This window comes from Cupriavidus gilardii, assembly GCF_013314895.1.
Taxonomy (GTDB): Bacteria; Pseudomonadota; Gammaproteobacteria; order Burkholderiales; family Burkholderiaceae; genus Cupriavidus; species Cupriavidus gilardii_C.
Genome location: NZ_JABTYE010000024.1, coordinates 32,263 through 45,270, shown reverse-complemented (window position 1 = coordinate 45,270; position 13,008 = coordinate 32,263). Strand labels below are relative to the sequence as shown.

Annotated in this window: 13 protein-coding genes; 6 read left to right on the top strand and 7 right to left on the bottom strand. The window is 69.0% G+C overall.

Annotation, left to right across the window (positions count from 1 at the left end; translation table 11 throughout):
• Positions 1-89 precede the first annotated feature (89 nt).
• The 5 genes from HTY53_RS20440 (at position 90) to HTY53_RS20420 (ending at position 6,335) form a co-directional block, all read left to right on the top strand.
• Positions 90-680 (top strand): formate dehydrogenase subunit gamma, encoded by a 591-nt coding sequence (locus tag HTY53_RS20440; protein WP_174108390.1) that lies wholly within the window; start codon positions 90-92, stop codon positions 678-680.
• The gene (locus tag HTY53_RS20435; RefSeq protein ID WP_438820978.1) at positions 677-2,272 is read left to right on the top strand and encodes a formate dehydrogenase beta subunit; all 1,596 of its coding nucleotides are present in this window, start codon (positions 677-679) and stop codon (positions 2,270-2,272) included. The genes HTY53_RS20440 and HTY53_RS20435 overlap by 4 nt, the downstream gene beginning before the upstream one ends.
• Positions 2,273-2,318: 46 nt before the next feature.
• The gene (gene fdhF, locus HTY53_RS20430) at positions 2,319-5,201 is read left to right on the top strand and encodes a formate dehydrogenase subunit alpha (RefSeq protein ID WP_174108389.1); all 2,883 of its coding nucleotides are present in this window, start codon (positions 2,319-2,321) and stop codon (positions 5,199-5,201) included.
• A 103-nt stretch (positions 5,202-5,304) separates the two neighbouring features.
• Complete coding sequence (gene fdhD / locus HTY53_RS20425) at positions 5,305-6,111, top strand: formate dehydrogenase accessory sulfurtransferase FdhD (protein ID WP_174108417.1); 807 nt, start codon at positions 5,305-5,307, stop codon at positions 6,109-6,111.
• 2 nt (positions 6,112-6,113) lie between these two features.
• Positions 6,114-6,335, top strand: a complete 222-nt coding sequence (locus tag HTY53_RS20420) for a formate dehydrogenase subunit delta (RefSeq protein ID WP_174108388.1) — start codon at positions 6,114-6,116, stop codon at positions 6,333-6,335.
• Positions 6,336-6,391: 56 nt separating this feature from the next.
• Here HTY53_RS20420 and HTY53_RS20415 read toward each other — a convergent pair whose 3' ends face one another.
• The 4 genes from HTY53_RS20415 to HTY53_RS20400 all read right to left on the bottom strand — a co-directional run bounded on the left by HTY53_RS20415 (position 6,392) and on the right by HTY53_RS20400 (position 9,446).
• Positions 6,392-6,706, bottom strand: a complete 315-nt coding sequence (locus HTY53_RS20415; RefSeq protein ID WP_174108387.1) for a HigA family addiction module antitoxin — start codon at positions 6,704-6,706, stop codon at positions 6,392-6,394.
• A gap of 72 nt (positions 6,707-6,778) precedes the next feature.
• A complete protein-coding gene (locus tag HTY53_RS20410) occupies positions 6,779-7,246 on the bottom strand; it encodes an MgtC/SapB family protein (RefSeq protein WP_174108386.1) in 468 nt (155 codons plus the stop codon).
• Between the two features lie 162 nt (positions 7,247-7,408).
• Complete coding sequence (locus HTY53_RS20405; RefSeq protein WP_174108385.1) at positions 7,409-8,104, bottom strand: transglycosylase domain-containing protein; 696 nt, start codon at positions 8,102-8,104, stop codon at positions 7,409-7,411.
• A 205-nt stretch (positions 8,105-8,309) separates the two neighbouring features.
• Positions 8,310-9,446: an HPP family protein gene (locus tag HTY53_RS20400; protein WP_174108384.1), complete on the bottom strand. Its 1,137-nt coding sequence runs from the start codon at positions 9,444-9,446 to the stop codon at positions 8,310-8,312.
• 153 nt (positions 9,447-9,599) lie between these two features.
• On the opposite strand from HTY53_RS20400, the gene HTY53_RS20395 reads away from it, so the two are divergent.
• Positions 9,600-10,418 (top strand): TOBE domain-containing protein, encoded by an 819-nt coding sequence (locus HTY53_RS20395; protein ID WP_174108383.1) that lies wholly within the window; start codon positions 9,600-9,602, stop codon positions 10,416-10,418.
• 202 nt (positions 10,419-10,620) lie between these two features.
• Here HTY53_RS20395 and HTY53_RS20390 read toward each other — a convergent pair whose 3' ends face one another.
• The 3 genes from HTY53_RS20390 to modA are packed head-to-tail and all read right to left on the bottom strand — an operon-like array spanning position 10,621 to position 12,747.
• On the bottom strand, positions 10,621-11,295 hold the full coding sequence (locus HTY53_RS20390) for a sulfate/molybdate ABC transporter ATP-binding protein (protein WP_174108382.1): 675 nt from the start codon (positions 11,293-11,295) through the stop codon (positions 10,621-10,623).
• 25 nt (positions 11,296-11,320) lie between these two features.
• A complete protein-coding gene (modB, locus tag HTY53_RS20385) occupies positions 11,321-11,992 on the bottom strand; it encodes a molybdate ABC transporter permease subunit (RefSeq protein WP_174108381.1) in 672 nt (223 codons plus the stop codon).
• Between the two features lie 32 nt (positions 11,993-12,024).
• Positions 12,025-12,747, bottom strand: a complete 723-nt coding sequence (gene modA / locus HTY53_RS20380; RefSeq protein WP_238512659.1) for a molybdate ABC transporter substrate-binding protein — start codon at positions 12,745-12,747, stop codon at positions 12,025-12,027.
• Positions 12,748-13,008 lie beyond the last annotated feature (261 nt).

Genomic DNA, 13,008 nt, shown 5'->3' with positions numbered 1-13,008 from the left:
CACGCTGCCTATAGTCCCGGCATAGCGAAAAAACCCGGGAATTGGGCGTCGATTGGCGCGCGAGGCGGCCGAGATGGAGTCCCAACAATATGCAAAAAATAGCCTATTTGGAAGGCGAGGCATCGAAAAGCGCGGCTTCGAAGGCGTCGGAGGCCGATGCCGCCGACCGCATCGCGGCCATTCTGCGCGCTCGCCAGCACCAGCCCGGCGCCTTGCTGCCGATCCTGCACGACATCCAGGACGCGCTCGGCTTCGTCCCCCCGGATGCGGTGCCCGCCATCGCTCGCGCACTGAACCTGTCGCGCGCCGAGGTCCATGGGGTCATCAGCTTCTATCACCATTTCCGCGACCAGCCGTCGGGTCGGCACGTGCTCCAACTGTGCCGCGCCGAGGCCTGCCAGGCGGTCGGCGCGGATGCGCTGGCCGAACATGCGCAGCGCGAGCTCGGCTGCGGCTGGCACCAGACCAGCGCGGACGGCGCCATCACGCTGGAGCCGGTCTATTGCCTGGGCCAGTGCGCGGTGGGGCCGGCGCTGATGGTCGGCAACGATCTGCATGGCGGCGTGACACCGGCGCGGCTCGATGCCTTGTTGACCGCGCTGCGGCAGTGCGATGCCGGGTACGGCGATGCGCGGCAAGACCGGGCCGCGTCCATGTCCGACGACGAGGTGAGCCGATGAACACGACATCGATGTCGACCACCGTCGCGCCCGTGACGGTGTTCGTTCCGCGCGATTCCACCGCGCTGGCCATGGGCGCCGAAGCGGTGGCGCGGGCGATTGCTGGGCAGGCCGCGGCGCGCGGCGAGGCGGTGCGCATCGTGCGCAACGGCTCGCGCGGCATGTTCTGGCTCGAACCGCTGGTCGAGGTGCAGACGCCGGCCGGGCGAATCGCCTACGGGCCGGTCAGCGCTGCGGACGTGCCCGCGCTGTTCGATACCGGCTTCCTGCGCGGCGGCAACCATCCGGTGTGTCACGGCATGACCGAATCGATTCCCTTTCTTCGCCAGCAGGAGCGCCTGACCTTCGCTCGCATGGGCATCACCGATCCGCTGTCGCTCGACGACTATCTTGCGCACGGCGGCTATCGCGGCCTGACGCGCGCGCTGTCGATGGGCGGCGCCGACATCGTCCGCGAGGTCACAGACTCGGGCCTGCGCGGCCGCGGCGGCGCGGCCTTTCCGACCGGCATCAAGTGGAACACGGTGCTGAAGGCGGACAGCCCCGTCAAATACGTGGTCTGCAATGCCGACGAAGGCGACTCGGGCACGTTCTCCGATCGCATGGTGATGGAGGGCGATCCCTTGATGCTGATCGAGGGCATGACGATCGCCGGGTTGGCGGTCGGCGCCGAGCAGGGCTACGTCTACGTGCGCTCGGAATATCCGCATGCGATCGCGGTGCTGGAACGCGCCATCGCCGTAGCCACGCTGGCGGGTTGGCTCGGCGACGATATCCGCGGCAGCGGCCGCCGTTTCACGCTGGAGGTACGCAAGGGCGCGGGGGCCTATGTCTGCGGCGAGGAAACCGCGCTGCTCGAAAGCCTCGAAGGACGTCGCGGCGTGGTGCGCGCCAAACCGCCGCTGCCCGCGATCGAGGGCCTGTTCGGCCGGCCCACGATCATCAACAACGTGATCTCGCTGGCCACCGTGCCGGTGATTCTGGCCGAGGGCGCGCAGCACTATCGCGACTTCGGCATGGGCCGCTCGCGCGGCACGCTGCCGTTCCAGCTGGCCGGCAATATCGCGCGCGGCGGACTGGTCGAGAAGGCGTTCGGCGTCACGCTGCGCGAATTGCTGTTCGACTACGGCGGCGGCGCGCGCAGCGGCCGGCCGTTGCGCGCGGTGCAGGTCGGCGGCCCGCTCGGCGCCTATCTGAACGAATCGCGCTGGGACGTGCCGCTCGACTACGAAGCCTATGCCGCGTTCGGCGGCGTGGTGGGCCACGGCGGCATCGTCGCCTTCGACGACACCGTCGACATGGCCCGGCAAGCCCGCTATGCGATGGAATTCTGTGCGGTCGAGTCCTGCGGCAAATGCACGCCGTGCCGGATCGGCTCGACCCGCGGCGTCGAGGTCATCGACAAGCTGATGGCACAGCCGGACCCTGCGCAGCGCACGCAGCAGGTGCGGCTGGTGCGCGATCTGTGCGACACCATGCTGCACGGCTCGCTTTGCGCGATGGGCGGCATGACGCCGTATCCGGTGCTGTCGGCCCTCGACAGCTTCCCCGAGGACTTCGGCCTGCCGCCGCTGCCGGCGCGCGCCGCATGAAGACGACAAGCACCTCGCCCAATCACCGACCCCGCGGAGTCTGACCTTGCATCCCCACCACGATATCGATTACGGCACGCCGCGGCGCGAGGCCGAGCAAACCGTCACGCTGGAGATCGACGGCGTCGCCGTCACCGTGCCCGCGGGCACCTCGGTGATGCGCGCCGCGGTCGAGGCCGGCGTCCATGTGCCCAAGCTGTGCGCGACCGACAGCCTCGAACCGTTCGGCTCGTGCCGGCTGTGCCTGGTCGAGATCGAAGGGCGGCGCGGCTATCCGGCGTCGTGCACCACGCCGGCCGAACCTGGCATGAAGGTGCGCACGCAGACCGGCAAGCTCGCCGAGATCCGTCGCGGCGTGATGGAACTCTATATCTCCGACCATCCGCTCGATTGCCTGACCTGTCCGACCAACGGCAACTGCGAGCTGCAGGACATGGCCGGCGCGGTCGGGCTGCGCGAAGTTCGCTATGGCAACGACGGGGCCAGCCATCTGGATGCGGTCAAGGACCAGTCGAATCCGTACTTCCAGTACGACCCTTCCAAATGCATCGTCTGCAACCGCTGCGTGCGCGCCTGCGAGGAAACGCAGGGTACCTTCGCGCTGACGATCAGTGGCCGCGGCTTCGATTCCCGCGTGACCGCGGGGCAGGGCGAGTCCTTCATGGATTCGGACTGCGTGTCGTGCGGCGCCTGCGTGCAGGCCTGCCCGACCGCGACGCTGACCGAGACCTCGCTGATCCGCATGGGCCAGCCCGAGCACAGCGTGGTGACCACCTGCGCCTACTGCGGCGTCGGTTGCGCCTTCAAGGCCGAGATGAAGGGCAACGAGGTCGTGCGCATGGTGCCGTACAAGAACGGCCAGGCCAACGAGGGCCATGCCTGCGTCAAGGGCCGCTTTGCCTGGGGCTATGCCACGCACCAGGATCGCATCCTCAAGCCGATGATCCGCGCCAGCATCCAGGATCCGTGGCGCGAGGTGTCGTGGGAAGAGGCGATCGACTACGCGGCCACGCAGTTCCGCCGGATCCAGGCGGAGCACGGGCGCGACGCAGTCGGCGGCATCGTGTCGTCGCGCTGTACCAACGAGGAAGGCTATCTGGTGCAGAAGCTGGTGCGCGCGGCCTTCGGCAACAACAACGTCGATACCTGCGCGCGCGTCTGCCATTCGCCGACCGGCTATGGGCTCAAGCAGACGTTGGGCGAGTCCGCCGGCACGCAGACCTTCCGTTCGGTCGAGCGCGCTGACGTAATCCTGGTGATCGGCGCCAATCCGACCGACGGCCATCCGGTGTTCGGTTCGCGGCTGAAGAAGCGGCTGCGCGCCGGCGCGCGCCTGATCGTCATCGATCCGCGCCGCATCGATCTGGTCCAATCGCCGCACGTGCGCGCCGACTATCACCTGCAGCTGCGGCCCGGCAGCAATGTCGCGGTGCTGACTGCGATGGCGCACGTGATCGTCACCGAACGGCTGCTGAACGAGGCCTTCATCGCCGAGCGCTGCGAGGGCAAGGCCTTCGCGCAATGGCGCGAGTTTGTTGCGCGTCCGGAGAACTCGCCCGAGGCGATGGCCGAGGCCACCGGCGTGCCGGCCGAACAATTGCGGGGGGCCGCGCGGCTGTACGCGACCGGCGGCAATGCCGCGATCTACTACGGTCTGGGCGTCACCGAGCACGCGCAGGGTTCGACCGCGGTGATGGCGATCGCCAATCTGGCGATGGCGACCGGCAATATCGGCCGCGAGGGTGTCGGCGTCAATCCGCTGCGCGGGCAGAACAATGTGCAGGGGTCCTGCGATATCGGCTCGTTCCCCCACGAGCTGCCGGGCTACCGCCATGTCTCCGATTCGACCACACGCGGCCTGTTCGAGCAGGCGTGGAACGTGGAGATCAGCCCCGAGCCGGGCCTGCGCATTCCCAATATGTTCGAGGCCGCGCTCGGCGGCAGCTTCAAGGGCCTGTATTGCCAGGGCGAGGACATCGTCCAGTCCGATCCGAACACGCAGCATGTGGCCGAGGCGCTGTCGTCGATGGAATGCATCGTGGTGCAGGACATCTTCCTGAACGAGACCGCCAAGTACGCGCACGTGTTCCTGCCGGGTTCCTCGTTCCTCGAGAAGGACGGCACCTTCACCAATGCGGAGCGCCGCATCTCGCGCGTGCGCAAGGTGATGCCGCCCAAGGCCGGCTATGCCGACTGGGAGGTGACGATGCTGCTGTCGAACGCGCTCGGCTATCCGATGGACTATCGCCATCCGTCCGAGATCATGGACGAGATCGCGCGGCTGACGCCGACCTTCGCCGGCGTCAGCTACGCGAAGCTAGACGAGCTCGGCAGCATCCAGTGGCCCTGCAATGCGCAGGCGCCGGCCGGCACGCCGATCATGCATGTCGATACCTTCGTGCGCGGCAAGGGCAAGTTCATCATCACGCAGTTCGTGCCGACCGAGGAGAAGGTCAACCGCCGCTTCCCGCTGATCCTGACCACCGGCCGCATCCTGTCGCAGTACAACGTCGGCGCGCAGACGCGGCGCACCGACAATGTGCGCTGGCACGACGAGGACCGGCTCGAGATCCATCCGCACGACGCGCAGGAGCGCGGCATCGCCGACGGCGACTGGGTCGGCATCGTCAGCCGCGCGGGCGAGACGGTGCTGCGCGCGCTGGTCAGCGAGCGCATGCAGCCGGGCGTGGTCTACACGACGTTCCACTTCCCCGAGTCGGGCGCCAACGTGATCACCACCGACAACTCGGACTGGGCCACCAACTGCCCCGAGTACAAGGTCACCGCGGTGCAGGTGCTGCCGGTGGCGCAGCCTTCCGAATGGCAGCAGCGCTATCGGGACTTCCATGACGAGCAATTGCGGCTGCTGCGGGCGGCCAGTGCGGTCGCGGAAGGCGAGAAGGCGGAGGCGGGCCATGCTGGTCTGTGAGCGCGGCGTGGGCGCGCGCGACGAGGCTGGTCTGTACGAGGCCGGCGTGTGCGACGCCGGTCGGTACGAGGCTGGTCGGTATCAGCGCGACGGCGATCTGCCGATGCCCTACGCCACCGTCGAGGTCGCGCGTCGGGAAGGCGAGGGCGACGACATGACGCTCGCTTTCGACGATGTCGCCGAGGAAGTCCCCGTTGCGCTCGAGTACAACGGCATCTCTCACGCGGTGATGCTGGCCACGCCGGCCGATCTCGAGGACTTCGCGCTGGGCTTCAGCCTGACGGAGGGCATTGTCGCGAACGCGCGCGACGTGTTCGAGATCGACACGCAGGTCGGCGAGCAAGGGATCGCCGTGCAGCTGCGCATCGCCGGCGACGCGTTCGCGCGGATGAAGACACGGCGCCGCGCCATGACGGGCCGCACCGGCTGCGGACTGTGCGGCGTCGAGTCGCTGTCGCAGGTGGCGCGGATGCCGGCGCCGGTTGCGAGCGCCGCGCGCTTCGACGGCGCGAGCCTGCATGCGGGCTTTGCCGAGCTGCAGCGTCGCCAGGCGCTGCTGCGCCATACCGGCGCCACCCATGCCGCCGCCTGGCTGCGCGCCGACGGCAGCGTAGCGTTGGTGCGCGAGGACGTCGGCCGCCACAACGCGCTCGACAAGCTGATCGGCGCGCTGGCGCGCAGCGGCGAGCCAGCCGCCGACGGCGCGGCGCTGGTCACCAGCCGCGCCAGCTACGAGATGGTGGTCAAGGCCGCCAGCGCCGGCATCGGCGTGCTGGCCGCCGTCTCCGGACCCACCGCGATGGCGGTCCGGCTGGCCGAACAGGCCGGCGTCACGCTGGCCGGATTCGTGCGCCCGGGCCGCCATGTCGTCTACACCCATTCCGCGCGGCTGCTGCCGTCACGCTGCTGATCATGAACCTCGACAACCTGGTCAAGATGGCCAACCAGATCGGTACCTTCTTCGCCGCGATGCCCGATCGCGACGAGGCGCTGGCCGACATCGCCAGCCACCTGCGCCGCTTCTGGGCGCCGCCGATGCGGCGCGCCTTGCTCAAGGGCGTGGACAACGGGCAGGCGGACGCGGTCGCGCCGATTGTTCGCGCTGCGCTGGAGCGGCATCGCGGGGATTTGTAGGGAGCTGGCCCGCGCGGTGAACCGAGAATACGGTTAGCCTATCCAGCGCGAGGCTGCTACGCCGCCTTGACCTTGCGCGGCGCGACTTCGGAGCGAATGGCGTCGCCCAGCTGTTGTTCGGCGGTCTTGAGATCGTAGGCCTGCTGAAGGTTCAACCAGGTTTCTGCTTCGCGCCCAAAATAACGCGCCAAACGCAGCGCGATCTCGCTGGTCACGCCGGCATTGCCGCGCACGACAGCCTCGATTTGCGCGGTGCCGACATGCAATTCCTTCGCCAGTTCGGCGATCGATAGATCGAGCGGCACGAGATACTCCTCGCGCAGGATCTCGCCCGGATGAACTGGACGCATGCCGTTGTGGAAACGGGCCATAGCGCGCTCCTCGCCTACGTCGTGAATGGATGGGCCGCATGGTAGTGCGCCCGGACGGCTCGGAGGCAGGCGCTACTTCACCCGCTGCAAAATCTCCAAAATCACCAGCGTGAAAACCGTGGCGAGCAGCGCGGTGGCCTCGCGGCCCATGCCGGCGGCGACGCCGATGGCGGACACCATCCAGATGCTGGCCGCGGTGGTCAGGCCCTTGATGCTTTCTTCGCTGTTGAGCTTGATGATGGCACCGGCGCCGAGGAAGCCGATGCCCGAGGCGATGCCCTGCAGCACGCGGCTCATGTCGGCCAGCGGCACGCCGGCCTGCAGCGGCACCAGCACGAACATCGCCGACCCGAGCGCGACCAGCATATGGGTGCGCAGGCCGGCCGCCTTGCCGGCGGCTTCGCGTTCGTAGCCGATCATCGCGCCGAGCAGCATCGCCATGCCGAGCCGGACCACGACCCGGGTCGCTTCCTCGATATCGGGAATGTCGGCGAACTCCGTCCGCAGCGCGCTCAGCATGTCTGACCAGATGCCATCCATCGTTGCCTCCCCGAGAGTCCGCCGTTGCGGCGTGGTGAACGGGTTCGGCGCAGGCGGAACCCGGCTGCCAGCAGGCTAGCATGGCGCACCGGGCGGCGCCGTCGGGTGGGCGCTGACACCGTCTCGCGCCGCAACAAGGAAGGGCGAAGTCCTGGGGAAGTCTTAGCGCAGCCGCAGCGGCTCGAGCAGCGCGGCATCGTACTGGTGCCGGTCGATGCGGCCCAGTTCCAGCATGCGCAGCAGGATATAGGCTTGCCGCTGGCGTGCGCGGCGGGGATTGACGACGGGGTTGTTGGCCGACGGCGCCTTGGGCAGGCCGGCCAGCATTGCGGACTCGGCCAGCGTCAGCTCGCTCAACGGCTTGCCGAAATAGGTGCGCGCCGCCTGCGCGAAGCCATAGGCCCCTTCGCCGAGATAGACCTTGTTCATGTACAGCTCGAGGATCTCGTCCTTGCTGAAGGCCCCCTCGATGCGGTAGGCCAGCAGCGCCTCGTAGAGCTTGCGGGTATAGGTCTTTTCGCGCGACAGGAAGAAGTTGCGGGCGACCTGCATCGTGATGGTCGACGCGCCCTGCGACAGGTCGTCGGACAGATTGGCCAGGCCCGCGCGGATCACGCCGACGTAGTCGATGCCGTCATGCAGATAGAAGCGTTCGTCTTCGATGGCGACCACCGCCTGCGTCAGCGCGGGCGGCATCTTGTCCAGCGGCACGTAGCCGGCCGTGTGGCGGAACGCGGCGATGGCGTCGAGCGGAGGGAGTTGCCGGCTGGCGACCACCACTGCCAGCGTGCCAAGCAGCACGCAGGTAGCCAGCACGAGGACGAACAAGCCGAGAAGATGCGACCAGAGACGATTCATGGGCCGCTATTTTGCCAGTGTTGGGTGATGACATCTGCGGTGGGGGAGCGCTGGCCCTCTCCCCCAGCCCCTCTCCCGCAAGCGGGAGAGGGGAGCGCGTCGTCGCGGATTGGAGGGACGACGCGTGGAGCTTGCCCGTGGTGTTCTCCCTCTCCCGCTTGCGGGAGAGGGCCGGGGAGAGGGCAGTCTGCCGCCGACGCTCCCGTCACCGCTTCAGCAACGCCGCCAGCAGATCCGACTGCGTGACCAGCCCCAGCAGCCGCCGCTGCTCGTCGACCACCGGCATCAGGTGCCAGCCGCCGTCCGACATCGCGCCGGCCAGCTCGACGATGGGCTGGTCGGGGCGGGCGGTCGGCAGCTCGGTCAGCATCGCGTCGCGCACCAGGCCGTCCGGCCGGCGCTGGCCCTTGGCGGGGTCGCCGACGAACAGGTCCGGCAGCGCGACCAGGCCGACCAGCCGGCGCTGGCGCGGCGACACCACCGGCAGCGCCTGCAGCCGGTGCCGGGTCAGCAGCGTCCATGCCTCGCTGATGCGCTGGTCGGCGTGGACCGCCACCACGTCGCGCGACATGATGTCGCCGCAGCGCACGTCGCCGAAGCGGCGTCCGAACGCGCGCAACTCGGCGGCGACCAGGATCTCTTCAAGGTCGTCGCGATCGACGTCGAGAAATTCGCCGCGCGCCGCCAGCACTTCGTCCAGGTCCGCACGCGTGAAGCCGACGCGCTGGCCCGGCGGCGGATCGCTGGTGCCATGCCCAGGCACCGGGGGCGGCGGCCGATGCGGATAGCGGCGGCCGGTCAGATTGTTGAACGACAGCGCGATCAGCAGCATCAGCATCGAATTGAGCGCGACCGGGAACAGCACGAAGGCATAGCCGAGCTTGGCGACCGCGGGACCGCCGAACACCGCGGTGATGGCGACCGCGCCGGCCGGCGGATGCACGCAATGCAGATGGAACATCAGGCCGATCGCCACGGCCACCGCGACGGCGGCCGCCAGTCCCGGGTCCGGGATCCAGCGGGCGCAGGTCACGCCCACCAGCGCCGCCAGCAGATTGCCGCCGATCACCGACCACGGCTGCGCCAGCGGGCTCGAAGGCACGGCAAACAGCAGCACCGCGGAGGCGCCCATCGGCGCGATGAACCAAGGGTTGTGGCCGCCCAGCATATGCCGGCTGATCCACTCCGTGCAGGCCAGCGCGAATACCGCGCCGAGACAGCTCTTGAGCCGTTCGCGGCTGCTAGCCGCCACCGGCATCGGAACGAAGGCGGCCAGCCAGCCGCGCCAGCGCAAGCGGACTTCGCCGGCCAGGGCAAGGAGGGGAGAGGTTCGGGAGGACATGAAGACGCCGGCGCGTGCCGCGACGCAGCAAAAAAAGCGTCGCGCAAAAAAGCCGTCAATGTATCACGTGATGACATACCTTGCCCGCGGCGGGCGCGGTAACATAGCGCCGTTCCGACACCCTCGCGCCGCCCTGCGGCGGCGCCATGCCTCATGCTCGAACTTCAGGGCGCGATCTGGTTTCGCGCCGGCAGCCAGGACCTCGGCGGCAAGGACCGCATCGCGCTGCTCGCGGCGATCGCCGAACACGGCTCGATCACCGCGGCCGCGAAGGCGGTCGGGCTCAGCTACAAGGCCGCGTGGGACGCCGTCGACGCGATGAACAACAGCGCCGGCGAGCCGCTGGTGGTACGCGCCGCCGGCGGCAAGGGCGGTGGCGGCACCATGCTGACGCCGCGCGGCGAGGGACTGGTGCGCACCTACCGCGCGCTCGAGGCCGAGCACCGCGCTTTCGTCGCGCAGCTGTCGCGCGTCAGCGAACAGCTCGACGCCAGCGCGGCCGACGCGCTGCAACACGATATCCACCTGATTCGACGACTGATGATCAAGACCAGTGCTCGCAACCGGCTGTTCGGCACGGTGACCCAGGTCCGTACCGGCGCGGTGAACGACGAGGTCACGCTGGCGCTGGTCGGCGGGCAGCAGGTGGTGGCCACGGTCACGCACGAGAGCGTCGAGACGCTGGGCCTGGCCCCGGGCACCGAGGCGTTCGCGCTGATCAAGGCTTCATCCGTGATGATCGGCGTGCCGTCGCCCGGACTGCGGCTGTCGGCGCGCAATCAGCTGCTGGGTACGGTGACGCGCATCGTGCCGGGCGCGGTCAATGCGGAGGTCGTGCTGGCGCTCGACGGCGGTGCCACCATCGCGGCGATCGTCACGCATGGCGGGCTCGACGAGCTGAGCCTGACCGAGGGCGCGCCGGCGCTGGCGATCTTCAAGGCGTCGAGCGTGATTCTGGGGACGATGGACTGAGGCGCGCAGCTGTCCCGGGCGGTGGTTTTCTCCCCTCTCCCGCTTGCGGGAGAGGGGCGGGGGAGAGGGCAAGGGGCGCTGGCCTTGCTACTGTGGCTTGAAACCACCCCCTCTCCCCAACCCTCTCCCCCCTGAGGGGGAGAGGGAGAACACCACGGGACGTGGTCAAACGCGCGGCAAGCCGACTTGACCGCGCCTGCTATTACCCCTCCGCCCCATGGATCCGCCCGTCCCGAATCTCCATCACATGGTCGGCCAGCGCCGCGACATCGTCGGGATCGTGCGAGATGACCAGCATCGGCACCTCCAGGCTGGTCTGCAGCGCGCGCAGCTCGGCGCGCATCCGGGCCCGTAGCGCCGGGTCCAACGCGGAGAACGGTTCGTCGAGCAGCACGATATCGGGCCGGGTCGCCAGTGCGCGGGCCAGCGCCACGCGCTGCTTCTGTCCCCCGGAAATTTCTGCCGGATAGTGGGCGCGAACCTCGCGCAAGCCGAAGGCGTCGATCCAGCGTTCGGCATCGTCATGGCTTTCGCCCCGACGCGGATTGCGCCAGCCGCGCGCGAGCCCGAAGGCGACGTTCTGCGCAACGGTCAGATGGGGAAACAGCGCGTAGTCCTGGAACAGATAAGCCACGCGCCGCTGCTGTGGCCGCACGTCGACGCCCGCGGCGTCGTCGAACAGCGTGCGTTCGCCCAGCACGATGCGCCCACGGTCGGGCCGCAGCAGGCCCGCGATCGCGCGCAGCGTCAGCGTCTTGCCGGCGCCCGACGGCCCGAACAGCGCGATGCGGCGGCTGGCCGAAGAGAAGCCGATATCGAGCGTGAAATGCCGATCCGCGGTATCCAGTCGTTTGCTGACTTCGACCTGCAGCGTCATGGCCCTGTGCATGGCGACCGTCCCTTCAGCGCACCGGCTGGCGCGTGCTGGGTACCAGCCGCCCGGCGATGACAAGCAGCACCACGCAGGTGATCGAGGTCACCAGCACCAGCAGATTGGCGGTGTTGTCGTCGCCGGCCTGCACCGCTTCATAGATCGCGACCGACAGCGTCTGCGTGCGTCCCGGCAGATTGCCGGCCACCATCAGCGTCGCGCCGAACTCGCCCAGCGCACGCGCGAAAGCCAGCAGCACGCCGGCGGCGATGCCGCGCACCGCCAGCGGCAGCGTCACGCGAAAGACGATGCCGGCCTCGCTGACCCCGAGCACGCGCGCGGCATGCTCCAGCTGCGGGTCGACGCCCTCGATCGCCGCACGGGCGGACTTGAGCACCAGCGGGAAGGCGACGATGGTGGCGGCCAGCACCGCGCCCTGCCAGGTGAAGACCAGCTCGATGCCGAGCGACGACAGCCATTCGCCGAACACACCGCGACGGCCGATCAGCACCAGCAGGTAATAGCCCAGCACGGTCGGCGGCAGCACCAGCGGCAGCGTCAGCACGGCATCGACCAGATCGCGCAGCGGCGAGCGCCAGCGCGACAGCGCCACCGCGGCGGCCACACCGAGCACCGCGTTGATCGCGGTGGCCCAGCCGGCGACCTTCAGCGACAGTGCCAGCGGGACCCAGACCGATTCCATCGGCGACATCAGCGGACAGGCGAGCGCGGCATTCAGCGCGGCCGGAAGCCGTGGCGCGCGAGCAGCGCCTGGCCCTGCGCGGACAGCACGAAATCGACGAAGCGCCCCGCTTCGGCGCTATGGCGCGAGCGGGCGGTGACGGCGATCGGATAGGTGATCGCCGTGCGCGTCGGCACCTGCGCGACGACACGCACCCTGGACGGCATCACCGCCGCATCCGTGGCGAACACGAAGCCGGCATCGACCTCGCCGCGCGCGACATAGTCCAGGGCCTGGCGCACGTTCTGCGCCGGCACGCCCTTGGCGGACACGGCCTGCCAAAGGCGCGCATCTTCCAGCGCGTCGCGCGTATAGCGCCCCACCGGCACCGAGGCCGGGTTGCCGAAGGCCACGCGGCGCACGTCGTCGCGCAGCAGGTCGCGCGGCGAGGCGAGCTTCAGCGCGCTGTCGACCGGTTCGACCATTACCAGCGCATTGGCGGCGAAATCGCGGCGCGAGGCCGGCACGATCATGTGCTCGGCCTGGGCCTTGTCCATCGCCTGCTGGTCGGCCGAGGCGAACACGTCGGCCGGCGCGCCTTGCACGATCTGCTGCATCAGCACGTCGGAGGCGCCGAAATTGAGCACCAGCTTCGTTCCCGGATTCGCCTGTTCGTAGGCGGTCGCGACCGCGCGGAAGGCATTGGTCAGGCTGGCCGCCGCCGAGATCACGAGTTCAGCGGCCGCCGCGGGCCGCGCGGGCAGCATCGCCAGCATGGCGACCGCCGCCGCGGCGCAGGCGCCGGACAGATGTGAGCGCCGGCGAAAGGACGCGATGGCAAGGGCGAGGGAACGACGAGCAGGCATGGCGGGTTCCGGATTCGGTGACGGGAGGACAGGGCCATCGAAGCCGTGTCGCCGCAAGGATCGGGTGCCGCAGGGGGACACTCGAGTCACATCGAGCGCAATATACGGCGGTATATAGCGGCCCGTCAATTGACGCCGATGCACGGCAGTCGATACTCCAATCGGAGCAAT